The sequence below is a fragment of the Actibacterium sp. D185-2 genome (assembly GCF_054954595.1).
Window position 1 is genome coordinate 96,908 of the sequence record NZ_JBPWNX010000003.1, and the last position, 23,940, is coordinate 120,847.

The window sequence follows — 23,940 nt, forward strand, 5'->3', positions numbered from 1 at the left end:
ATCCAGCAGGGGCCCCGGTTTTCGCTGAAAATCGCGGATCAGGCGTTGGTGATGATCTCGACGAATTCGTTGCGGATCGGCGCGAAGAACGCGGTATCCGCCTGCCACCACCACATGTTGCCCAGAACGTCCGCGGTATAAACCTCGTTGAACTGGGACTTGAACTCTGCGCTGGCAAAGTCGGCGGCGCCGGCCACGGCCGAGTTGTAGCCGGTGTTGTTGGCGAACATGCCGCCCACTTCGGGCTGCAGCATGAAGTTCATGAAGGCCACCGCCTGTTCGGGGTTCTCGGCCTGCTTCAGCATGCCGAAGCTGTCGAGCCAGGTGATGATGCCCTCTTTCGGCGCGCGGTAGACATAGTTGCTGTCTTCGCGGTTCAGCAGCAGGCCGGTGGTGTCCCAGGTCTGGCCGATGACACAGCCGGCTTCCTTGAAGGCGGCGGTGGCTTCGGTGGCGTTGTTCCAGAAGGCACCGATGTTTTCCTTGTGCTCCAGGATCCACTTGGTTACGGCACCCCAGACGCGGCGGGCGTCGTCTTCGGATTTGTAGACGTCCAGCATCCGGTTCGACGGCACTTCGCCGACGGCGTCCAGATACAGACCGACACCCATGATCGCCGATTTCTGGCGGAAGGCGGCGGCGCCCTTGGCGGCTTCCTGCAGGAACAGGTCGCCGAACGAGATGTCGGCATCGGCGATCGGCAGCTTGCCGCGGTTCAGGGTGATGCCCTCGGTGCCCCAGTCGAAGGGCAGCAGGATCTGCTGACCGGCATGCACGCCGCCCAGGGTGGCGCTGTCGCGCACGAACGAGGGGATCACCGCGTCGACATTCACGTCGGCGGGCACGGCCGCGAAGAAGCTGTCGCCGTTGTCGTCCACATAGCTGGCCGAGTTGGTGATCGACGGGAACACCACGTCAAAACCCTTGCCGCCATTGGCGCGGATGGTCGATTCGGCTTCGTCGTTCGATCCGAAAGTGGTCAGTTCCAGCTTGATGCCGGTGTCGGCCTCGAATTTCTCGGCGATGTTGGGCTGAATATAGTCCTGCCAGGCCAGAACCTTGACAGCGCCGGAAGAGGCAAGCGCGTCGGTGGCTTTCAGCAGCGCGGGCGCGGCAACGGCGGCCCCGGTCAGTTTCAGTGCGGAACGGCGGGTAAAGGTCATGGTGATGTCCCCTGGGTTTCGTTGGCGCAGGAATGCGCAGACGTCTGGGGCCTTACACAGCGGACGTGACAGGAAGCCGAACCTTTTGTTGCGGAAATATGACTGCCAGCCGGCGGGCCGCGCCGCCGACCGGCGCAACAGGGCTGGCGGCGCGTGCGCCGGGGTGTCAGTCTGGGCAAAACGGGCCGGCGGTCGGGCGGACCCGGAAAGGGGGACGGATGCTGTTGGATGTCCGGCAGGTGCAGAAATCCTTCGACAGCGGCGGCACCCGGATACGGGTGTTCGGCGATGTGTCGTTTCAGCTTGCCGCAGGCGAGGCGGTGGCGCTGACCGGCGAGTCCGGCAGCGGCAAGAGTACGCTTTTGCATCTGTGTGCGGGGCTTGATGCGCCCGACAGTGGCGCGGTTCTGGTGCAGGGTCAGGATCTGACCGCGCTCGGCGATCGGCGCCGGGCGGCCCTGCGCCGGGGCGCGATCGGGCTGGTGTTCCAGCAGTTCAATCTGATCCCGTCGCTGAACGTCGCGTCCAATCTGGCGTTTCAGGCCCGGCTGGCCGGGTGCCACGATCCGGCTCGGGTGGAAATGCTGGCGGCGCGGTTGGGCCTGTCCGATCTGCAGCAGCGCTATCCCGAGCAATTGTCGGGCGGTCAGCAGCAGCGCGTGGCGATCGGTCGGGCGCTGGCCGGGCGCCCGGCGCTGATCCTGGCGGATGAACCCACCGGCAATCTGGATCAGGCCACCGGCGACGCGGTGATGGACCTGCTGCTGGATCTGGTGGCCGAAACCGGTGCCGGGCTGCTGATGGTCACCCATTCGGAACGTCTGGCCGGGCGGCTGGCGCGGCGGCTGCATCTGGCCGGCGGGGGGCTGGCCTGATGCGCCGCACGGCCCTGTCGGCGTTGCTGTCGCATTGGCTGCGCCATCCGGTGCAACTGATTGCGCTGCTGCTGGGGCTGGCGCTGGCCACGGCGCTGTGGTCGGGGGTGCAGGCGATCAACATGCAGGCGCGCGAAAGCTATGACCGGGCGGCGGCGCTGCTGGGGCAGGACCGGTTCGAACAGCTTGTGCCGCGCGACGGTCAGCAGTTTTCGCAAGAGGTCTATGTCGCCCTGCGGCGCGCGGGATGGCAGGTGTCGCCGGTGGTTGAGGACCACTGGCGGCGCGGCGCGGTGCAGGTGCGGGTGCTGGGCATCGATCCGGTGACCGCCCCGCGCGGCCTGTCCCCGCAAGAGGCAGAGGAGCCCGGCGCGCTGGCCCCGTTCATCACGCCGCCCGGGCTGGCCTTCGGCGCGCCGGAAACGGTGGCGCGGCTGGCGGGGGTCGCGGGGCTGCCGCCACTGCGGGCCGCCGGGGGGCTGGTGCCGGGCGTGCTGGTGATGGATATCGGTATCGCACAGCGCCTGCTGGGGGCCGGGGATCGGCTGTCGCGCCTGCTGATGTTGCCCGATCAGCCCCTGGGCCGCGCGGCGCTGGGCGACGTCGCGCCCGGCCTTGTCGCGCGCGCCCCGCGCGGGCAGGCCGATATCGCCCGGCTGACCGACAGTTTTCATCTGAACCTGACCGCCTTTGGCCTGTTGTCCTTCGCGGTGGGGATGTTCATCGTCCATGCCGCCATCGGCCTTGCGTTCGAGCAGCGCCGCACCCTGTTTCGCACCCTGCGCGCGCTGGGCCTGCCGCTGCGCAGCCTGATCGCGCTGCTGGTGACAGAGGTGCTGATCTTCGCGCTGCTGGCCGGGGGGCTGGGCGTGGTGCTGGGCTACGGGATCGCGGCGGCGCTGTTGCCGGATGTGGCGGCCACGTTGCGCGGGCTTTACGGGGCCGCGGTGCCGGGCACGCTGACGCTGAACCCCGGATGGTGGCTGGGCGGCATGGCGATTGCGGTGCTGGGGGCGGGCATCGCGGCGGGGCAAAGCCTGTGGCGGCTGGCGCGGCTGCCGTTGCTGGCCCCGGCGCAGCCACGGGCCTGGGCGCGCGCCTCGGCCCGGTCGCTGGGCGGGCAGTTCGCGGCGGCGGCGGTGCTGGGGCTGATCGCGGTGGTGTTTGCGGTCTTTGGGGACGGGGTGCTGGCCGGATTCATCTTGCTGGGCGCGCTGCTGCTGGGGGCGGCGCTGTTGCTGCCGGTGGTTCTGGCGGGGGTGCTGGCGCTGGCCGGGGCGCTGGCCAAGGGCCCGCTGGCGCAGTGGTTCTGGGCCGATACGCGCCAGCAGCTTCCGGGTCTGTCGCTGGCGCTGATGGCGCTGCTGCTGGCGTTGGCGGCGAATGTGGGCGTGGGCACGATGGTCGCCAGTTTCCGGCTGACCTTTACCGGCTGGCTGGACCAGCGGCTGGCGTCCGAGCTGTATGTCACCGCGCGCGATGCGGACGAGGCCGCGCGCCTGCGGGTCTGGCTGGCGGGACGGGCCGATGCGGTGCTGCCGATCTGGTCGGTCGAAGACACGGTGCTGGGCGCGCCCGCGCTGATCTATGGGGTGGCCGATCATGCGACCTATCGCGCGCACTGGCCGGTTCTGGCGGCGCGGCCGGGCGCGTGGGACCGCGTGGCGGCGGGCACGGGCGCGATGGTCAATGAACAGCTCGCCCGGCGCGAAGGGCTGGCCCCCGGCGATGCGCTGCCGCTGCCGGGCGGGGCGGACATGACCGTGGCCGGGGTCTATTCCGATTATGGTAATCCGCGCGGGCAGGTGATGATTTCGGTGGACCGGCTGACCGCGCTTTACCCGGATGTGCCGCGCCTGCGCCATGCGGTACGGGTGGCACCCGACCGCGCGCCCGATCTGGCCCGCGCGCTGATCGCCGAGTTCGGCCTGCCGCCTGACAATGTGACCGACCAGGCCGCGATCAAGGCCTATTCGATGGGTGTGTTCGAGCGCACCTTTACTGTCACCGCCGCGCTGAACGTGCTGACCATGGGGGTGGCGGGGTTCGCCATGTTGATGAGCCTGCTGACCCTGGCCGCGATGCGGTTGCCGCAGCTTGCGCCGGTCTGGGCGCTGGGGCTGACACGGGCGCGGCTGGCGCGGCTGGAACTGCTGCGCGCGGTGCTTCTGGCGGCGCTGACCATGGCGCTGGCGCTGCCGGTGGGGCTGCTGCTGGCCTGGGCGCTGCTGGCGGTGGTCAATGTGGCGGCCTTCGGCTGGCGGCTGCCGATGCATCTGTTCCCGCTGGATTGGCTGCGGCTGGCGGTGCTGGCCCTGCTGGCCGGCGGGCTGGCCGCCGCCTGGCCCGCGTGGCGGCTGGCCCGCACCGCACCGTCCGATCTGCTGAAGGTATTCGCCCATGAGCGTTAGGATCCTGCTGGTGCTGTTGCTCTGCCTTGCCGCCCCGGCCTTCGGTCAGGGCTTTGCCGGATTGGGCGGCGGGGCCGAGGGCTTTGCCCACCCCGAACCCGGCGTGGCACTTGAATTTCCGGGCGATCACGGCGCGCATCCCGGCTACCGCATCGAATGGTGGTATCTGACCGCCAATCTGACCGGCGCGGACGGGCGCGACTATGGCGTGCAATGGACACTGTTCAGAACCGCGCTGGCCCCGACCATGGCCGAAGGGTGGGCCAGCCCGCAACTTTGGATGGGTCATGCCGCCCTGACCACGCCCGCGCGCCATTTCGTGGCCGAGCGGCTGGCGCGTGGCGGGATCGGGCAGGCGGGGGTGACCGCGCAACCCTTTGCCGCCTGGATCGACGATTGGCAGATGGCCGGGGCGGCGGACCTGTCGGCGCTGACCCTGCGCGCCACGGGTGCCGATTTCGGCTATGATCTGTCGCTGCACGCGCAGGGGCCCTTGGTGTTGCAGGGCGATGCCGGCTATTCGGTCAAATCGCAAAGCGGGCAGGCAAGCTATTACTACTCGCAGCCCTTCTATACCGCGAGCGGCGTTTTGAACTTGCCCGATGGCCCGGTTGCCGTGACCGGGCAGGCCTGGCTGGACCGCGAATGGTCGTCGCAACCGCTGGACGCGGATCAATCGGGGTGGGACTGGGTGTCTTTGCATTTCGACGATGGGTCCAAACTGATGGGGTTTCAGCTTCGTCAGGCGGGGGGCGGCAGCTATACCTCGGGCACCTGGATCGGGGCCGATGGGGTGGTGGCGCCGTTCGGCGACGGGGTGTTGCGGATGACACCGCTGGGGCGGGGGCGCGGCGCGCCCACCCGCTGGCGGCTGGAACTGCCCGCGCGCGGGCTGGACGTCACCGCGCAGGCGCTGAACCCCGACGCCTGGATGACGACGCTGTTTCCCTATTGGGAAGGGCCGGTGCGCCTGACCGGCAGCCATACCGGCCGCGGCTATCTGGAGATGACGGGCTATTGACCGCAGGGACGCGGCCGCCCCTTTCCCGGCGCGGCGTCTGGCGATAGGTCTGGGGGGCTGCCCCACGGAGGATGACAGATGCACGCGCCCCTTCCCCTGACCCGCGACCTTGTGCTGATCGGCGGCGGGCATTCCCATGCGCTGGTGCTGCGCAAATGGGGGATGGCCCCCTTGCCCGGCGCGCGGCTGACGTTGATCAACCCCGGCCCCACCGCGCCCTATTCGGGGATGCTGCCGGGGCTGGTGGCGGGCCACTACACATCTGCCGATCTGGAGATTGACCTGGTGCGGCTGGCCCGTTTCGCCGGGGCGCGGCTGGTGCTGGGGCGCGCGGTGGGGATCGACCGCGACGCCCGGCTGATCGAGGTCGAGGGGCGCGCGCCGGTGTTCTACGATCTGGCCTCGGTCGATATCGGGATCAGCTCGGACCTGCCCGCGCTGGCGGGGTTTGCGGAACACGCGGTACCGGCCAAGCCGCTGGGCCCCTTCGCCGAAGCGTGGGAAGGGTATGTCGCCCGCGCGGCGGCGGGGCAGGCCGTGCCGCAGGTTCTGGTGATCGGCGCCGGGGTGGCGGGGGTCGAGCTGTCGCTGGCCTGCGCGCATCGGTTGCGCCTGACGGGGGTCGCGGGGCAGGTGACCTTGCTGGAGGCGGGCGAGAGCGCCCTGCGCGACCTCGGCGCAGGTGCGCGCCGGGCGCTGCTGGCGCAGATGCAGGCACAGGGGGTCGCGTTGCGCACCGGGGCGCGGATCGCGCGGGTGACTGCCGGGGGCGTGGTGCTGGACGGCGGTGCGCAATTGCCCGGCGGCATCGTCATCGGTGCGGCGGGGGCACGGCCACAGGGCTGGCTGGCGGGGACAGGGTTGCAACTGAGCGATGGCTTCATCGACGTCGGCCCCGACCTGCGGTCGCTGAACGACCCGCTGATCTATGCGGTGGGCGATTGCGCCCACATGACCCATGCACCGCGCCCCAAGGCCGGGGTCTTTGCGGTGCGTCAGGCGCCGGTGCTGGGCCACAACCTGCGCGCCGATCTGATCGGCGGGCGGCGGCGCGATTATCACCCGCAAAAGGATTACCTCAAGCTGATTTCGACAGGGCGCAAACATGCGGTGGCCGACAAGCTGGGCCTGCGGCTGGAGGGCGACTGGCTGTGGCGCTGGAAAGACCGGATCGATGTGAAATTCATGCGTAAGTTTCATGACCTGCCGGAAATGAACGCTGTTCCAGATATCCCCGCCGCGGCCGCCCTTGGGGTGCGCGAGGTACTGGCCGGGGCCAAGCCGCCCTGCGGCGGCTGTGCCGCGAAACCGGGGGCGGATGTGCTGAAGGCCGGGTTGGCCGGGCTGCCCGCGCCCGTGCGCGGCGACGTGATGCAGGGGGCGGGCGACGACGCCGCGGTGCTGCGCCACGGGGCGGGGATGCAGGTCATCACCTCGGATCATTTCCGGGGCTTTATCGACGATCCCTATATGCTGGCGCGGATCGCGGCGGTGCATGCGCTGGGCGATATCTGGGCGATGGGTGCGCAGCCGCAGGCGGCGCTGGCCACGCTGATCCTGCCCCGGATGCGCGACCGGATGCAGGAACACATGCTGCGCGAGATCATGGCCGGCGCGGTTCAGGTCTTCGCGGCGGCGGGGGCCGATCTGGTGGGCGGGCACAGCTCGGTCGGGGCCGAGCTGACGGTGGGGTTCACCGTGACCGGATTGCATGATGGCGCGCCGGTGGGGCTGGCGGGGGCGCGGCCGGGCGACGCGCTGATCCTGACCAAGCCGACCGGCAGCGGCACGATTTTTGCGGCCGAGATGCAGGGCCGCGCGCGGGGTGCGGACGTGGCCGCCGCGCTGGCGCAGATGGCTACGCCGCAGGGGGCGGCGGCGGGCGTTCTGGCCCCGGTGGCCCACGCGATGACCGATGTGACGGGCTATGGTCTGGCGGGGCATTTGCTGACGATCCTGCGCGCCTCGGGCGTATCGGCCGAACTGACGCTGGCCGATGTGCCGCTGATGCCCGGCGCGCTGGCGCTGGCCGAGGACGGTGTGCGCTCGACCCTCTATCCCGAAAACGCGGCGATGCTGGCCGAGATGTTGGGCGCCGATGCGCAGGGCGCGCGCACCGCGCTGCTGCTTGATCCGCAGACGGCGGGCGGGTTGCTGGCGGCGGTGCCGGGCGACCGGGCAGCGGCGGTGCTGGCCGATTTGCGCGCCGTCGGGACCGGGGCCGCGCGGATCGGTACGATTACCGAGGGCGCGCCGCTTATCGTGCTGCGTTAAGCGCCAGAGCGGCGCGGGCCAGATCGGGGGCCGCCGCGGCCAGCGCCGCCGGATCAAGCGACGGCAGATCGACCACGCGGGTGGGCAATTCATCGAACCGCGCGCGCTGTTTTTCATAGCGCGCGTCGTAATGTTCACGCATCAGCGCGGCGGCCAGCGGCGCGAAGTCGCCCGCGTCGGCCATTGCCAGCCAGGCCTCGATCCGGTCGCGTGGATGCAGCGGGGTCAGCAATTGCAGCGTGTCGCGCAGCCGCGCGCCGTTCTCGGTGACATCGCCATACGCGCGCGCCAGATAGGTGGCGCGGGCCGTCAGCGGCGCCCGCAGCACCAACCGGGGCGCGGTTTTCATCGCCTCCCACAGGCCCGGCGGCAGGTTGATCCGGCCAATCTTGCTCGACTCCCCCTCGACCAACACGGGGCGGGCGGGATCCAGCCCGGCGGCGGCCAGGGCCAGCTGTGTCTCGAACCCCTTTTGCGCGGGCTGCCCGCCGGCCATCGCCCCGAACAACGAGCCGCGATGGTTGGCCAGCCCTTCCAGATCGATGACCTGAAGGCCCTGTGCGGCCAGCAGCGGCAACAGCTCGGTCTTGGCGGTGCCGGTATTGCCATCCAGCACGATCACCGGCGCGGGCCAGGGTGCGGCATATAGCGCGTTCTGCACAAGGCGGCGGAAGCTGCGATAGCCGCCCTCGATCGTTTCGGCCTGCCAGCCCACCTGACGCAGGATCAGGGTGAACGCGCCCGACCGCTGGCCGCCGCGCCAGCAATAGACCAGCGGGCGATAGCCCCGGGGCTTGTCTGCCAGCGCGGTTTCCAGATGCATCGCCGCGTTGCGTGCGACCAGTGCGGCACCCAGCCTGCGGGCCAGAAACGGGCTTTCCTGGGTGTAAATCGTGCCGATGCGGGCGCGTTCGGCATTGTCGAGCACCGGCAGGTTGACCGCGCCGGGCAGGTGATCCTCGGCGAATTCGGCGGGCGAGCGGACGTCGATCACCTCGTCGAAGGGCAGATCGGCCAGCGCGGCAAGGGAGGTCAGGGTGATGGGCATGGCGCCTTGATACGGGGTTCGCGCGGAAACCGGAAGACGGGCTGTGCACAATCGGGTGGCACAGCAGGCGCGTGGCCGGGCGCTGCCCGCAGGTTTAAGGATGCGGCCAATCCGTTCTTTTGTCTCTGTCATGATAGGGTTACGGTCGCCTTACAGGTTGGGCAGGACCCGCCAAGGAGGCCGCAGCGATGACGTTACATACCAACATTCCCTGGACCCAGCTCAAGATCGGCATGGAGGCAAAGACCACCCACATGTGCCGGGCCGAGGATTTCTATGTCTTCGCCAATTCGTCGGGCAACATGAACCCGATGCATCTGCCCAAAGAGGATGGCGACGGCGACGGTAAACCAGAGGCGATCGCGCCGTCGATGTGGATGGGCGCGCTGATTTCGGGCGTTCTGGGCAATTTTCTGCCCGGCCCGGGCACGCTTTACAAAAGTCAGACGCTGCGATTCCTGGGCCGCGTCCATGCGGGCGAAGAGATCACCGTCAAGGTGCAGCTGAAATCGAAAGAGGCGGGCAATCTGGCGATCTTCGATACCTGGGTCGAACTGGCCGACGGCACCCGGATCACCGAGGGCGAGGCGGTCGTGGTCGCCCCCGAAAAGCAGATCACCGTCGATCTGCGCGACGTGCCCGGCCTGACCGTGCAGACGCATGAGCATTTCGACCGGATGCTTCTTCTGGCCGAACCGTTTGAACCGATGCCGACGGCGGTGGTCGCGCCCGAGGATGACGCCTCGCTTGGGGGCGCGCTGCTGGGCTATGAACATACGCTGCTGAAGCCGATCCTGATCGGCGACGCGAAAAAGATCGCCGCGGCGGCGGAACAGATCGGCGCCAATCTGACCGGGATCGAAATCGTCGATATCCCCAGCCACAGCGCCGCTGCCGCGCGGGCGGTTCAGATGGTGCATGAAGGTCATGCCAAGGCGCTGATGAAGGGCAACCTGCATACCGACGATCTGCTGCGGCAGGTGGTCAAGAAAGAGGGCGGGCTGCGCACCAACCGCCGCCTGAGCCATGTCTTCGTGATGGATGTGCCGGGACTGGACCATTTGCTGATGGTCACCGATGCGGCGATTAACATCGCGCCGACGCTGGATGAAAAGGTCGATATCGTCCAGAACGCGATCTATCTGGCCCATGCGCTGGGCATCGAGCAGCCCAAGGTCGGCATCCTGTCGGCGGTGGAAACGGTGAACCCGCGCATCCCCTCGACGATCGACGCCGCCGTGCTGTCGAAAATGGCCGAGCGCGGCCAGATCAAGGGCGGGCTGGTGGACGGGCCGCTGGCAATGGACAACGCCATCGACCTGGAGGCCGCGCGGACCAAGGGCATTTTCTCGGCGGTGGCGGGCCATGCCCAAATTCTGGTGGCCCCGAACCTGGAGGCCGCGAACATGCTGGCCAAGGAGCTGACCTTCATCGCCCATGCCCAGGCCGGCGGCATCGTTCTGGGCGCGACCTGCCCGATCATTCTGACCAGCCGGGCCGATGACGAACGGGCACGGCTGGCTTCGTGCGCGGTGGCGGTGATGGTGCGGGAATGGGCGCGCGGCCGATGAGCGATCAGGCGATACTAACGATTAACGCGGGCTCCTCCTCGATCAAGTTCTCGATCTATGAACGCGGCGACGAGCCGCACGAGCTGGGCCGGGGGCAAGTCGAAAAGCTGGGCCCGGCGGCGCAGCTTGAGGTTCACGCCGAGGGGGCCTCGGCCGAGCGCGAGGCGATCGGTGCGGCCGATCACGCCACGGCGCTGCGCGAGATTCTGAACCATCTGGGGCCGATCCTGCACGGTCGCACTGTGGTGGGCGTGGGCCATCGCATCGTGCATGGCGGACCCGATTACGCAGCGCCACAGGTACTGGACGATACCGTGCTGGACCGGCTGGCCGCGTTCGCGAAACTGGCGCCGCTGCATCAGCCCTATAACCTGGCCGCCGTGCGGGCGGCGCAGGCGGCGTTCCCCGATGCGGTGCAGGTGGGCTGTTTTGATACCGCCTTTCACCGCGGTCATCCGTGGGAATACGACACATTTGCCCTGCCGCGTACCTATTATGATCAGGGGGTGCGGCGCTACGGGTTTCACGGGCTGTCCTATGATTATGTTTCCGGGCGGGTGGCGCGGCTTTTTCCCGAACTGGCGCAGGCGCGGGTGATTGTCGCGCATCTGGGCAACGGGGCCTCGATGTGCGCGCTGAAAGAAGGGCGCAGCCTGACATCGACCATGGGCTTTTCAGCGCTCGAAGGGTTGCCGATGGGCACCCGTACCGGGCAGATCGACCCCGGCGTGTTGCTGTACCTGATCGAGACCGAAGGCATGGGGGCGGCCGATCTGACCACGCTTTTGTACAAGGAAAGCGGGCTGAAGGGCCTGTCGGGCATCAGCCACGACATGCGCACGCTGCTGGCCTCTGACGCGCCCGAGGCGGCGCAGGCGGTCAGCTATTATGTCAGCCGCATCCGGCACGAGATCGGCGGAATGGCCGCCGATCTGGGCGGTCTGGATGCGCTGGTCTTTACCGGCGGCGTGGGCGAGAACGCAGCCGAAATCCGCGCGCGGGTCTGCGACGGGATGGGTTGGCTGGGCCTGTCGCTGGATGCAAAGGCCAATGCCGGCGGCACGGTCGAGATCGGCAGCGGCGCGGTGCGCGTTCTGGTGATTCCCACCGACGAAGAGCGGGTCATCGCCCGCACGGTGCATAGCGCACTGGACTAGACCTGCGACTATTTGTAGCATCAGGGTGACCGGCCACAGGGTTGCGCCTGTTGGGCAACGGTGTGCTCCGGGTTGGTTCCCGTAGGTCTACAGATTGTTTCCCAGACATATTTTTGCCCGAATTAAGTGCAACCTTCGAGGGAACGAGTAGGTAATTTTGCGCAATCTTAGGGTTTGCGAAATCTTATGAGGCCCGAAATTGACCGCGGGGGCTGGCGGTAGAAGGAAGAAATAGATGCGTATTCTCGCAGTCGATGATGATGAAATCATCCTGGAGCTTCTTTCAGCGACGCTGAGTGCGACAGGGTATACTGACCTGACGCTTGCCACATCGGCACAGCAGGCGGCCCGGATCATCCGGGATGCCGACGTTCCGTTCGACTGTTTTCTGCTGGATATCCAGATGCCGGATATCGACGGGATCGAGCTGTGCAGTGCCATCCGCAACACGCGCGAATATCAGTCGACGCCGATCCTGATGATCACCGCGATGTCGCAGAAATCCTATATCGATCGGGCCTTTGCCGCCGGTGCCACCGATTATGTGACTAAGCCGTTCGACCCGACCGAACTTGGCGCGCGGATCCGCATGGCCGAGCGTCTGGTCCAATCCTCCCGCAAGGTCGAGGAAAACGTGTCCGCGGTGGAATCGCTGCGTTCGGAGCTGGAGCGCGACCGCTTCATCGATCTGAACGAAGTGATCACAATTTCCGATATCGACGGGTTCATTTCACTGACCGCGCTTGAGAACTATCTGTTGCAGTTGTCGCGCGGCGGGTTGTTCGCCACGACGATCTTCGCGTTCAAGGTGGTCGGGGTCGAGCGAATCTTTGCCTCCACCCCGCCGACCGATTTCCGCTATCTGTTGACCGATGTCGCCGAGGCGATATCGAACGCGCTGCGGTCCAATGACATTTTCCTGACCTATGCGGGCAACGGGATCTATCTGTGCGTCGCCCATGGCAAGGGCATCCCCGAGCTTGATACCGTCGAAAGGGCGGTCAATCTCAATATCGAGGAAATGGAACTGACCGACAGCAACGGTGTCGCGCTGAACGTGGTCGTGCAGGTTGGCAAGCCGGTTCGCGTCGGTCTGCTGCGGGCCGGTCGCGGTGCGGTTCAGGCGCTGGCGGTGGCCGCAGAGAATGCAGAGCACGCCGCCGCCCATTCCCAGGTGCGCGAACAGTGGCGGCCCCATTGGGGGGGCAAGACGCGCTCTGCTTGAACGGACACAAGGCTCGGGCTAAGTTGGTGGCGTCCTAGGGAGGGCGCAGATGAATAGTGACCCAAGTTTCAACGCTAACCTCGATGCGATACGCCTGCGGTTCCTGAGCGCGCTTTCAGAGCGGCTGGACGACATGGAGGCGATCCGAGATGGCCTGGACAGCGGGCCGAAGAAAACCGCGCTTGAAGCCATCCAGTTTGGCGCGCACAAGACGGTCGGCGTGGCGGCCACTCTCGGCTTTGCCGATCTGGGTGACCTGAGCCAGCGGGCCGAGGTCATGATTGCCGATTATCTGGCCGGTGCCCCCGACGCCCAATCCTATCAGGACATTCTGGACGCGACCGACGATATGCTCGGGGAAATGGCGCTTGTCGCCGAAACGGCGCGGCCCGGAACATAGCCAAGACCGCCCGCGCCAGCGTTACTGCGCCTTTTGCCAGACCATCTGAATCTGATTGGCCAGTTCCATCGGGTCGAAGGGTTTGGTGATGACCTCCACCGCGCCGAAATCGCGCAGGGCGGTCACGTCGGCCTCCTGGGCTTTCGCAGTCATGAAGATCGCCGGCTTCGATTCCAGCCCTTCGATCTTGCGCAGCGCTTCGAGCGTCTGCTCGCCGCTCAGGCCTGGCATCATCACATCCAGAAGAAAGAGATCGGGGTCGATCTGTTTGGCATTCTCGATCGCATCCGCCCCGGAGGCGAACTGCGTCACCTCGAACCCACCGATCACCTCAAGCGCGATTTTGGCGATTTCCTGAATGTCGAGATCATCCTCGACATGCAGGATTTTGCGTAGTTCCTTCATCTTCTCACCTTCGTTCGCGGCATGCGGAAATTATAGCACATTTACTCTGTATCATGCTCGGATGATTTGTAGCTCTGCGCAACGCTCTAATTCATGAAACTGTTGCCAGCGCCCCAGTTACGCCACCTGGTGTGGCGCATATTTTTGCAGATCGAAATAAAACACGCTGCCCTTGCCCGGTTCGCTGTCGAACTGGATCTGGGCCCCGTGCTTTTCGACGATGGCTTTGACGATGCTCAGACCCAGTCCAGAGCCCCCGACCTTGCGCCGATCGGACGAATCCGCCTGTGCGAACCGTTCCAGAATATGGGCCTGGGCCGCCAGCGGAATGCCCGAGCCGTGATCCTTGACCGAAACGCGCACAAACGTCCCGAGATCGTTAAGCGACACTTCGATCTCGTCGCCGGGGTTGGAAAACTTGGCGGCATTGGACATCAGGTTCGCCATCACCTGCATCAGCCGGTCACGGTTGCCATCGACCAGATAGGGCTGGTCGATGCCGACGCCGACAAAGCTGACGTTGAACTGCACCGCATAGCCCCTGTTCACCTCAATTGCTTCGTGGATCAGTTCTGACAGGTCCATCGCTTCCATGCGGAAATCCATCTTTCCGGCATCCAGCTTTTCCAGATCGAGAATGTCGTTGATGAGAAAGATCAGGCGATCGGTATTGCGTTGTGCGATGTTGACGATGGATTGGACGCGCTCGGGCAGTTCGGTGTCGCTGGACATCGAGATCAGACCCAAAGCCCCCTTGATCGAGGTCAGCGGCGTGCGCAGTTCGTGGCTGACGGTCGCGATGAATTCCGACTTGGCCCGGGCCGCGGCGGTCCGTTCCGTGGTGTCACGGATGACGGCGACAAAGCGGGGCTCGCTGCCGGTGGGGTCCATGAGCTGAAGATTGATTTCGCGCGTGCTGGCGTCCGAAACGGCCTCGAAGGTGATCGAGGTTTCAGCGCCGCGCAGCAATCTGCGGGTTTTACGCTGAATCTGTTGCACGTCGATCAACTCTTCGATGTCGTGGATCGACTTGTTGGTGTAATCCTCGGGATCCCAGCCCAACTGCTCCAGCGCGCGCTGGTTCAGATAGATGAACCGCATATCGTCGGGCGAGAACATATAGACTTGGTCCTGCAGCAGATCGAGGGCCTCGCGCAGTTGCGACTCTGCCTGGGCGATCTTGCTTTCGGTGATATCGGTTCCCACCGCGATGCTGTGGGTGAAAGCGCCCTTTTTGTTGAAGAACGGCACGATCGTAGAATGCGTCCAATAGCTGCTGCCGTCCGAGCGTTTCCATTCGGTTTCGCCGGACCAGGACTCGCCGCGATGCAACACGGCATGGATGGCGCTGGCGCGGTCCTGCAGCTGGGTATCGGGATACAGCTGGAAAATGGTGCGGCCGATGACCTGCTCAGGTTCAAATCGGCTTGTTTCCAGGAATTTGTCATTCACCGACAGGATCCGCGCCCGTTCGTCGCTGAGCGTGACAATGCAATGGTCGTCAAGTGCGCGTTTGTACAACACAAGTTCACTATATAGTTTATTCAGGCGCTTGTTGAATACCAAAGACCGGCCGACATGACCGACAAAAACCATTAGCAGTGCCGCGCTGAAAAATGTCACCAGTAATGCAATATTCACCTGTAGCGCGCCGCCAAAAAATATGGCGGTCTCATCCCCTCGAAACATCTTGATTCCTCGTACGTAACCGCATGAACAATTTCCTGGCGTGGGTGCTAATACATCTATCGCGCCAAAGCTCTCCTGCCCCGGCTGTACATTCGCAGGCCGGTCGGGCAAAATTGGGGCCGGTTTCCGTAAAGATTATGTTCACTCTGTTTCGCCGGTTGTACGGCGGTCAGGTGCTGGGGATCAGTTCCAGGCAGTTCCTTACGATTGTTTCCATTTGCGAGCGGGACTTGATGATGTTTTCCTGCACCCGCGGATCCGAGACAGAGGTATCCTGCGCGGTCAGGCCGATGATCGGTACGCCGGGCTGCCGGTTTGTCGTTGTCTGAAGCAGGTTTGCGCCGTGGCCGTCCGGCAGTTCCCAATCGATGATGACCAGATCGAAAGCCTGACTTTCCAGACAGTCTTGCGCCTCTTTGATGCTGGTGGCGATGGTGACGTTGGCCTGATCGCCGAATGCGGTTTTCAGCACCTCGGCAAAGTCCAGGTCGTCTTCGACATGCAGGATTTCCGGGGCCTTGTTCGCGCGCGCGCCCGGCTGGGGCTTGCCGTTCGGCCCCGGCCCGGCCTGGGCGTCGCTGCGGCTGAGCGGCAGCTTGATCCAGAATGTCGTTTCAACGCCGGGAATGCTGTCGAAGCCGAGCGTGCCGCCCATCCGCTCGACGATTTGTTTGGAGATGTTGAGGCCAAGGCCGGTTCCGCCCTTTTCGCGGGTGGACGAAGAGTCCGCCTGCGAGAACGGCTTGAAAATCCGGTCGCGAAAATGCTCGGGGATGCCGCTGCCATTGTCGGTGACAGTGATGCGCAGATGCTTGCCGGTGACATCGCACCCGATGCGGACATCCGCCCCCTTGGGCGAAAATTTGGCCGCGTTCGACAGCAGATTGGACATGACCTGCTGGAACCTGTCCGCGTCGATCACCGCGTGGGCCTCGCGCGAAGCGAACCTGGTCACCAATCTGACGCCATGTTCGGCGGCGTAGGGTTGGTTTGTGCGCGCGCTTTGCTCAAGCAGGGCGATGATGTCGTGATCCACCATCGTGAACCGGGATTTGCCCGCCGAGATTTTCTCCATGTCCAGAATGTCGTTGACCAGAAGGATCAGCCGGTCGGTGTTGTTCTGCGCGATCTTCAACAGCCGATGCGCGGCGTCGGGTATGTCGGTAGACATCGAGCCAAGAACCAGCCCCATCGCCCCCTTGATCGAGGTCAGCGGCGTGCGCAATTCGTGGCTGACGGTGGCCACGAAGTTGGTCTTGATCTGATCGACTTCCTTGCGATCGGTGATGTCCTGAACCTGAACGATGTAACGCACATCTTCGCCATATTGCTGCTCTGCCAGTGACAGGTTGATCAGCCCCCAGACCTGCTTGCCATCCTTGCGAATGAAGGGTTGCTCGTACTGGCAGGACGGGACTTCGCCCTTCTGCAGACGGCGTAGCTGCGCGTGGTTCGCTGCGCCGTTGTCCTTGCCCGTGATTTCGTACTGTTTTTTCCCGCGCAGGTACGCTTCGGAATACCCCACGAAATTGCACAGCGCCTTGTTGACGCTGATTAGCTCTTCATCCTTGTTCACCAGGGCCATGCCGACCGGCGCGTGTTCGATCAACGAGCGGAACTGCCGTTCGCTGATCCGCAGCGCCTCAAGCGCGTTGCGCAGTTCGGTGATATCGGTTTGCGCCCCCAACAGCCGCAGCGCCTTTCCGTCGGGCGTGCGCTCGGGCACGATCGCTTCGGACCGGATCCAGCGCCAGGACCCGTCGGCCACCCGCACCCGGTATTCGGAAATAGACCGTTCGCTGTGCCCGTCGATACACGCCTTGTCGGCAAGATCGACCATGGGCTTGTCGCCGGGATGCACCCGGGCCAGCCATTCCGCCCGCGTGTCGATATCCGCATCGCGGGCAAAGCCCATCTGATCCATCCAGGTGCCGGAGACGAGCATGGTTTGCGCCTTCAGGTCGACATCGAACACGGCGATCTTGGCGGCGGTCAGCGCCAGGTTCCAGCGTTGCTCGGTATCGCGCAGGCGCAGTTCGTTTTCCTGGTGCTTGGTGACATCGCGGATGATGGCGGTCAGGCGGCGCTCGCCCTCTTCGGTTTCCCAGGGGTTCAACTGAATCTCGACGAACAGCTTCTTGCCGCTGCTGTTCTTCGTTTCCAGTCGCAGGCTGGCGACGCTTGCCTTGTCCGGCTGCTTTTCGGAGTACAGGCTGTCGGCGGGCAGGGTCGGAAGCAATTCCTGAAGCGGCATCCCTACAAGTTGGGACGAGCTATAGCCGAAGATCGGCGCCGCCGCCCGGTTGAGAGAGAGGATCCGGCCTTCTTTGTCCAGCAGCATGATGCCGACCACGGCGGTGTCGATGATCGAGCGGGTCTGTTCCTCGTTGGTGCGCAGCTGGCGGGTTTTCTGGGCGACAAGCCCGTGCACGATTTCGGTGCGCCGCACCAGCGCGGTCAGCAAAATCCCGATCAGCAGGGTTAGGGAAAGACCGACCAGCAGCACCAGAAACGGCTCGTTCCGGCCGGTATTCGTATCGAAGGCCGGGGTGCTGGCCCAGGTGGCAGTCCAGTTCTGGCCGAAGACCGACAGGGTTTTGGTGATGTGATAGTCCGACGCGGCCACAGAGCCGTCGGCGGGGGCGTTGGAATAAATCAGGGTTCCGGGCGTGGCGCCGCCGGTGCTGATCGAGAAATGGAACCGGTCGTTCTGGCCTTCGGTCAGCCCGTCAAAGAACACTTCGGACACGAAAGGCGCGAAGACCCAGCCCAACAGGGCCTGGCGCCGCGCTTCGACCGTCGCGGGGATGGACCCTTCGGCGAAGACGGGCCTCAGCAACACAAACCCCATGCGCTGCCCTTCGTCATGCACAAAGGGGATGGGGGATGAAATCACCGGCCGCCCGGTGTCGCGCGCTTTGACGGCGGCGGAATACCGGATCGGCTCGAACGTGAGGTCCAGACCGATTGCCGCCTTGTTCTGCGGGCTCGGGGGGCCGGCAAACTTGATGATGAACAACTCGCTGCCACTGGTCTCGGGGTGGATCGCGAAATCGGGCCCCGCCAGTTCTATCATTTCGGCGGTGAAGTCCGGCAATTGATCGCGCTGAACCGGAACGATCAGGCCGATGGCGGCAATGCCGGGCAGGCTGTCCTCGATATCAAGGGCGGAAACGAACGTACTCCATTCGTCCGGGGTCACCTCCTGCGAGGCGCTGACCACCGCGGCGCCGGCATCCAGGCTGCGGCGATAGGACTGAAGCTGGCTTTGCAGCGATCGCGCGTTTTCCTCGGCCAGGGTGCCAAAGGTCGTCATGTTCCTGTCATAGCTCAGGGTGCTGACCGTGACCCAGGAATAGAAGCTCGCGCCGAGCGACAGAAGAACGCAGGTCAGGGCCATCGTGTTCATGCGCGGGACCGGCAACTCTTGCCAGTATATCTCGTTCCGGCCGCGCCAGGGGCCGAACAATATGATCGGGGCGAAGACGAACGCGCCGAACGTGCTGCCCCGCCACCAGTTCAGCCAGAACGAGGGGAAGGACAGCCCATCGAAGAACCCGACAAGATACAGTACGGCGCCCCCGATGGTCGGGGTCACCATCGATGCTATGGGCCCGACAATGATCGCAAAGCCAAGCGCCGCGCGCCAGGACGTGAGCCTGACCGGCTTGCCGAAGAATGCCTGCGCAAGCATCGTCGCCACGACCGCCTGAAGCGTCTCTGCCAGCGCGATGCCCGAGCTGAGCAGAAGATTGGTCGTGAAGGGAAAATCGGTGACAGTGCCGCCGATCCAAAGGCTGACGAGTAAGGATGCGAGGAACACGCCCGGCCAATAGCGGCGTCCGAACAGCAGCAGCGTGGCAAAGGCGACGCCCGCGTTCGGCCAGATGAGGATGTCATAGTTGGGCGGAACCGCGATCAGCGTTCCGGTCCATCCTGCCAGCGCACAAACCGCAGTCAGCAGCACAAACCCGAGCAGAAAGGGATAGGCTCTGCGCGATGCCTGTATATTGTGCGTTTCGGTCGTCTGAGGCATGCAGCTTCCTTTGCGCGCATCAACTTTTGGTTGCGGCATATTGATCGCTGGCGCGATGCCTCACAAGAGTTTTCGACAATATCCAGTGGTTCCGGCAGCTCGTCGCCGCTAATAGGCGGGTGCAGCCTCGCGGGGGCCAGATGGCGTCGCCTGTGCGGCCCTAGATCATCTAAAGATGCTCTTGCCGGTCGCTCAGGGTGGCGACGACGCGCGCGATCATACGGTCCAGATCGCGCCGGTCCAGCGCGGCCAGCCGGGGTTCTAGCCCCAGCGCGATCATCCCATGCACCGATGCGAACAGGGCGCGCGCGTTGCGGGCGTTGTTACGGGTGGTATTGGCGGGGGCCAGGCGGGCCAGCGCCGGGATGAACAACTCGGTCAGCGGGGTCAGCGCATCGTGAAAGCCGGGTTCGCTGCCAGAGTCGGGCAAACCGATGGAAAACAGCGTGCGCCAGCGCTGATTTTCGGTTTCGGCATAACCCAGATAGGCCTGTGCCAGGGTGATCAGCAGATCGGCGGGGGCCTCTTCGTCCAGCCCCTCTATGGCGCTGGCCATGCGTTCTGTCATCTGTGTCATGGTGCGGCGGTTGATGGCGACGGCGATTTCGCCCAGGTCGCCGAACACCGTATAGATCGCCCCCAGCGCACAGCCCGCCTCGGCGGCCAGATCGCGGGCGCGTAGCGCAACGATGCCGCCTCTGGCGATTTCCGCCTCGGCGACATCCAGAAGCCGGGCGCGCAGGGCGTCTTGTTTTGGGCTGGGATTTTTGGCCATGATCGCCTCCTTGCGGAACGCTGTTCACAGCGTAGGCCGCTCCGGGACACGAGGCAAGCACTTCGTCCGGGTCTTTTTACCGCAGCGCGGTACCTGTTCCGCCTAGGATGGGGAACAGGCCGCTGCCAGCGCCAGAAGGCGCTGCGCCAAGGTGTCGGGACAGGCGAAGAAGGGCGAGTGTGCGCAGGGCAGGTCTTCGACCGTTCCGGCGGGCCAGCCTTCGGTCATGCTGCGCTGATACTCGGGCGGAATGGCCTGATCCTCGGTGCAGCGGATATAATGTTTGGGGACGCTGGCATAGCGGCCGGTCAGGGTGATCGGCGTGGCCTGCGGCTTGATCGCCTGCGGGCACAGGCGGGCATTGGCGAATTCCACCGTGCCGGGCGGGCAGTCGTGGTACAGTTTTTCTTCGGTTTTTTCAGGCAGGAAGCTGAAGGCCAGCCCATCGGCGGACTTGGTGATCGCGTCCAGCAGCGGCTGGCGCGGGCCGTCGCGGCGCATGTCGGTCAGCGACTTGCCCGAAACCGGCGCATAGGCGCAGACATAGACCAGTTTCGCGATCTTGTCGGGCGCTTTTTCGGCGGCGGCCGAGATCGGATAACCCGCCATCGAATGACCGACCAGGATCACCGGCCGCTCGATCGCCGCAAGGATCGCATCGGCGTATAAATCCAGCGTCACATCCGCGATGGGCGTGTCCTCCGCGTCATGCGAGGGCAGGTCGATGGCGCGGGCGCTGTGGCCACCGCGGTTCAGCAGTGGCAGCACATCGCGCCAGCACCATGCCCCGTGGCACGACCCGTGGATCAGCAGGAATTCAGCCATCAGAGGCGCCCCGCGCGGTCAGACATGGCCGATCTCGGTCAGGAACTTGGTCAGCGCGGTGGCGTAGTCCTTGGGATTTTCGACGCAAGGCAGATGGCCGGTGCCCCGGATGATGTGGAAATAGGCGCCCTTGATCAGGTCGATGGTTTCGCGCACCAGATCGGGGGGGGTTGCGCCGTCTTCGCTGCCGACGATACCCAGCGTGGGCAGGGTCAGCCCGGCGGTGGTGGTATAGAAATCGGCCCCGCCGATGGCGGCGCAGCAGCCGGTATAGCCTTCGACCGGCTGGCGGGTCAGCATGTTGCGCCACAACTGCATCGCGGGCGTGGCGCGGAACGGTTTGCCAAACCAGCGTTCCATCGTACCGTCGGCGATCGACTCGATCCCGCCCGCGCGGATGCCGTCGATCCGGTCTTGCCACATTTCCTTTGTACCGACCTTGGCGGCGGTGTTGGACAGAACCAGCCCGCGGATCTGATCCAGCCGCTTCACCGCCAGCCCCTGCGCGATCAGCCCGCCGATCGACAGGCCGACAAAGACGCAATCCCTGACCTTCAGATAATCCAGCAGCTTTTCCGCATCGGTCACCAGCGCCCCCATGGAATAGGGGCCGGCGGGGCAGGACGACAGCCCATGCCCGCGCTTGTCATAACGGATCAGCCGCAACCCGGCGGGCAGTAGCGGCAGCAGGTCGTCCCACAGCCGCATGTCGGTGCCCAGCGAATTGGCAAAGACCACCGGCGCGCCGTTCGGGTCGCCATCTTCGCGGTAGTGAAGCTGTACGTTGCCAAGGTCGGCGATGTTCATGTCTGTCTCCTCCGTCAACTGGCCCGGTTCGGGCGCGCTTTCCGCCCTCATGCCGCATTTGCTTAGCAGGCTCAACAAGTCTGCTGTGTTATTCCTGATCCGTCAGCCGTATATGGGCCATGATCTGCCCGTGATCCGACGCCAGCTTGTTATAGGGTGCTTCGGGGTGCGATCCGTCGGTCAGGTGGTCGTTGAATACGCTGAAATAGTCCATCTCGGCGATCCGCCCCGGAAAATCCGGGTGGAAATGCCGCGACATCAGGATCCGGTCAAGGGATTCAAACACCCCGCCAAAGGCCGTCGTATAAACCATGTCGCGCAGCGATTTGCGCACGAACAGCTTTTCGGCGGAATGCAGGCGCACCCGCTCGACGCTTTCCAGAATCTGCGCGGCCTCTTCGTTGCTGTAGCGGTCGGTGGCGCGTTCGGCGTCGTGGCGCCGCATCCAGGCATAGTTGTGGAACGGCAGCTCGCCACTGATGATTTCGGCCGAGACCGCATGTTCGCCGTCGTTGAAATCGCCCAGAACCATCACCGGATGGCCCTTGTCCAACTCGTCCAGGATCAGCTTGCGCAGCACCCAGGCCTCGGCCATGCGCCGCAGCCCGGCGCGCAAAAAGCCCATCGCCCGCCCCGGCGCGTCATAGGCCAGCAGATCGACTTCGGGCGAATAGCGCGCGCCATGCGGGCGGATGAATTCGCCCAGCTTCGATTTCAGATGGCAGTTGAACACGGTGATCACGCGGTTGCCCACCGGCACCCGCGCGCGGACCACCGGTCGTGACAGGCGCTCGACCCGATAGCTGCCCGCATCGCCGCCGCCCAGATGGTGAAACGGGATCTCCAGCGGCGGGTCGAGCTGCTGAATGACCTGGGGCGGTTCGGTGAACCCGAAGCGCGACAGAATCGCGGTGCCGGGCCGGCGCGCGCCCGGCCCGCTGTCCGAAAGGTTGGGGGCAAAGGCCAGCGCGGCGGTGCCGTAAGGGTCATAGGCCAGCTTGCGAAAAATCGCCTTTTTGGCATAGCGCTTGGTGCGGTTGGGCAGGCTGGCCGCGTTCGAGGCAAGGCCGCGCGCGTCGGTTTCGGCGATCAGGGCGCGCAGCGGTTCTTCTTCGAATATCTCCTGAAAGCCGACGATATCGGCGTTCATCGTCATCAACTGATCGGCCAGCCAGTCCTGCTTCCAGGCGAATTCCTCGGGCGTGTATTCCTCAAAACGGTAATATTCCTGTTCCGCCCCGATCAGGTTCTTGACGTTGAAGCTGGCGATGGTGAATTCGGTCATGATCCGTCCCCGTAATCGGTCAGCGCCTGGCAAAACAGCCCGGCATCCACATTCCCACCCGAGCCCACGACGATCACCGTGTCGCCGTCGATCCGGTCGCGGTGATACAGCGCGGCGGCCAGCGCCACGGCCCCGCCGGGTTCAAGTACGATCTTCAGCCGCGTGAAGGCGGCGGCCATGGCGCGCAGCGCCTGTTCTTCGGTCACGACCAGCCCCGGGCCGCACAGGCGTTGCAGGATCGGAAAGGTGATGTTGCCCGGCTGCGGCGTGATGATCGCATCGCACAGCGAGCCGTTGGTGCGCGCGTTACGTTCGATCCGGCCCGACAGCAGCGACCGCGCGGTATCGTCAAAGCCTTCTGGCTCGACCGGGCGGGCGGTCAGGCCGGGGGCGCGTGCCGCCAGCGCCAGCGCGATCCCCGCCGTCAGACCGCCGCCGCCGCAAGGCACCAGCACATCGGCCTTGTCCACGCCCATCCCGGCGGCCTGCGCGGCGATCTCCAGCCCGACGGTGCCCTGGCCGGCGATCACCTGCGGTTCGTCAAAGGGTTTGATCAGGGTCAGGCCGCGCTCTTCGGCCAGCTTGGCGCCGATGGCGTCGCGGTCGTCGGTGGCGCGGTCGAAATGGATCACCTCGGCCCCCATGGCGCGGGTGTTCGCGATCTTCAGGCGGGGCGCGTCGGCGGGCATCAGGATCACTGCCGCGATCCCGTGCAGCTGCGCCGCCCGCGCCACGCCCTGGGCATGGTTGCCAGATGAAAACGCGATCACACCATTGCGCCGCTCGGCCGGTGTCAGGGCCGACACCGCCGACCAGCCGCCGCGAAACTTGAATGACCCGGTATGTTGCAGGCATTCGGGTTTCACCAGCACGCGGCGTCCGGCGATGTCATCCAGAAACGGCGAGCCCAGCAGCGGGGTGCGGCGGGCGTGGCCCGTCAGCCGCGCGGCGGCGGCGTCAATCATGTCGATAT

The 23,940-nt window shown here is 65.2% G+C and carries 18 protein-coding genes; 8 read left to right on the top strand and 10 right to left on the bottom strand.

Annotated features, from left to right (window positions below; genetic code table 11):
* Positions 1-38: 38 nt before the first annotated feature.
* Complete coding sequence (locus ACSR1C_RS07140; protein WP_460258860.1) at positions 39-1,163, bottom strand: extracellular solute-binding protein; 1,125 nt, start codon at positions 1,161-1,163, stop codon at positions 39-41.
* A gap of 218 nt (positions 1,164-1,381) precedes the next feature.
* On the opposite strand from ACSR1C_RS07140, the gene ACSR1C_RS07145 reads away from it, so the two are divergent.
* The 4 genes from ACSR1C_RS07145 to selD all read left to right on the top strand — a co-directional run bounded on the left by ACSR1C_RS07145 (position 1,382) and on the right by selD (position 7,744).
* Positions 1,382-2,038, top strand: a complete 657-nt coding sequence (locus tag ACSR1C_RS07145) for an ABC transporter ATP-binding protein (protein ID WP_460258859.1) — start codon at positions 1,382-1,384, stop codon at positions 2,036-2,038.
* Positions 2,038-4,449: an FtsX-like permease family protein gene (locus ACSR1C_RS07150; RefSeq protein ID WP_460258858.1), complete on the top strand. Its 2,412-nt coding sequence runs from the start codon at positions 2,038-2,040 to the stop codon at positions 4,447-4,449. The genes ACSR1C_RS07145 and ACSR1C_RS07150 overlap by 1 nt, the downstream gene beginning before the upstream one ends.
* Positions 4,439-5,470: a lipocalin-like domain-containing protein gene (locus tag ACSR1C_RS07155; RefSeq protein WP_460258857.1), complete on the top strand. Its 1,032-nt coding sequence runs from the start codon at positions 4,439-4,441 to the stop codon at positions 5,468-5,470. Before ACSR1C_RS07150 ends, ACSR1C_RS07155 begins: the two co-directional genes overlap by 11 nt.
* A 78-nt stretch (positions 5,471-5,548) precedes the next feature.
* Complete coding sequence (gene selD, locus ACSR1C_RS07160; RefSeq protein WP_460258856.1) at positions 5,549-7,744, top strand: selenide, water dikinase SelD; 2,196 nt, start codon at positions 5,549-5,551, stop codon at positions 7,742-7,744.
* On the opposite strand, the gene mnmH is transcribed toward selD, so the two are convergent.
* Positions 7,728-8,792 (bottom strand): tRNA 2-selenouridine(34) synthase MnmH, encoded by a 1,065-nt coding sequence (mnmH, locus tag ACSR1C_RS07165; RefSeq protein ID WP_460258855.1) that lies wholly within the window; start codon positions 8,790-8,792, stop codon positions 7,728-7,730. The genes selD and mnmH overlap by 17 nt on opposite strands.
* Before the next feature lie 188 nt (positions 8,793-8,980).
* Here mnmH and ACSR1C_RS07170 point away from each other — a divergent pair, with 188 nt between their 5' ends.
* The 4 genes from ACSR1C_RS07170 to ACSR1C_RS07185 all read left to right on the top strand — a co-directional run bounded on the left by ACSR1C_RS07170 (position 8,981) and on the right by ACSR1C_RS07185 (position 13,145).
* The gene (locus ACSR1C_RS07170; RefSeq protein ID WP_460258854.1) at positions 8,981-10,363 is read left to right on the top strand and encodes a bifunctional enoyl-CoA hydratase/phosphate acetyltransferase; all 1,383 of its coding nucleotides are present in this window, start codon (positions 8,981-8,983) and stop codon (positions 10,361-10,363) included.
* Entirely contained in the window at positions 10,360-11,520 is a 1,161-nt protein-coding gene (locus tag ACSR1C_RS07175) for an acetate/propionate family kinase (protein WP_460258853.1), read from the top strand. Before ACSR1C_RS07170 ends, ACSR1C_RS07175 begins: the two co-directional genes overlap by 4 nt.
* Before the next feature lie 235 nt (positions 11,521-11,755).
* Complete coding sequence (locus tag ACSR1C_RS07180) at positions 11,756-12,745, top strand: response regulator (RefSeq protein WP_460258852.1); 990 nt, start codon at positions 11,756-11,758, stop codon at positions 12,743-12,745.
* 49 nt (positions 12,746-12,794) lie between these two features.
* Positions 12,795-13,145, top strand: a complete 351-nt coding sequence (locus tag ACSR1C_RS07185) for an Hpt domain-containing protein (RefSeq protein WP_460258851.1) — start codon at positions 12,795-12,797, stop codon at positions 13,143-13,145.
* A gap of 21 nt (positions 13,146-13,166) precedes the next feature.
* On the opposite strand, the gene ACSR1C_RS07190 is transcribed toward ACSR1C_RS07185, so the two are convergent.
* The 8 genes from ACSR1C_RS07190 to ACSR1C_RS07225 form a co-directional block, all read right to left on the bottom strand.
* Positions 13,167-13,550 (bottom strand): response regulator, encoded by a 384-nt coding sequence (locus tag ACSR1C_RS07190; protein WP_460258850.1) that lies wholly within the window; start codon positions 13,548-13,550, stop codon positions 13,167-13,169.
* 117 nt (positions 13,551-13,667) lie between these two features.
* On the bottom strand, positions 13,668-15,071 hold the full coding sequence (locus ACSR1C_RS07195) for an ATP-binding protein (protein WP_460258849.1): 1,404 nt from the start codon (positions 15,069-15,071) through the stop codon (positions 13,668-13,670).
* 337 nt (positions 15,072-15,408) lie between these two features.
* A complete protein-coding gene (locus tag ACSR1C_RS07200) occupies positions 15,409-19,275 on the bottom strand; it encodes a PAS domain S-box protein (RefSeq protein WP_460258848.1) in 3,867 nt (1,288 codons plus the stop codon).
* 169 nt (positions 19,276-19,444) lie between these two features.
* Entirely contained in the window at positions 19,445-20,050 is a 606-nt protein-coding gene (locus tag ACSR1C_RS07205; RefSeq protein WP_460258847.1) for a TetR/AcrR family transcriptional regulator, read from the bottom strand.
* Positions 20,051-20,152: 102 nt separating this feature from the next.
* On the bottom strand, positions 20,153-20,875 hold the full coding sequence (locus tag ACSR1C_RS07210; RefSeq protein ID WP_460258846.1) for an alpha/beta fold hydrolase: 723 nt from the start codon (positions 20,873-20,875) through the stop codon (positions 20,153-20,155).
* Between the two features lie 18 nt (positions 20,876-20,893).
* Complete coding sequence (gene pcaD / locus ACSR1C_RS07215) at positions 20,894-21,682, bottom strand: 3-oxoadipate enol-lactonase (RefSeq protein ID WP_460258845.1); 789 nt, start codon at positions 21,680-21,682, stop codon at positions 20,894-20,896.
* 88 nt (positions 21,683-21,770) lie between these two features.
* Entirely contained in the window at positions 21,771-22,967 is a 1,197-nt protein-coding gene (locus ACSR1C_RS07220; RefSeq protein WP_460258844.1) for an endonuclease/exonuclease/phosphatase family protein, read from the bottom strand.
* Positions 22,964-23,932, bottom strand: coding sequence for a threonine ammonia-lyase (locus ACSR1C_RS07225; RefSeq protein WP_460258953.1), 969 nt, complete (start codon positions 23,930-23,932; stop codon positions 22,964-22,966). The genes ACSR1C_RS07220 and ACSR1C_RS07225 overlap by 4 nt, the downstream gene beginning before the upstream one ends.
* Between the last annotated feature and the right edge of the window lie 8 nt (positions 23,933-23,940).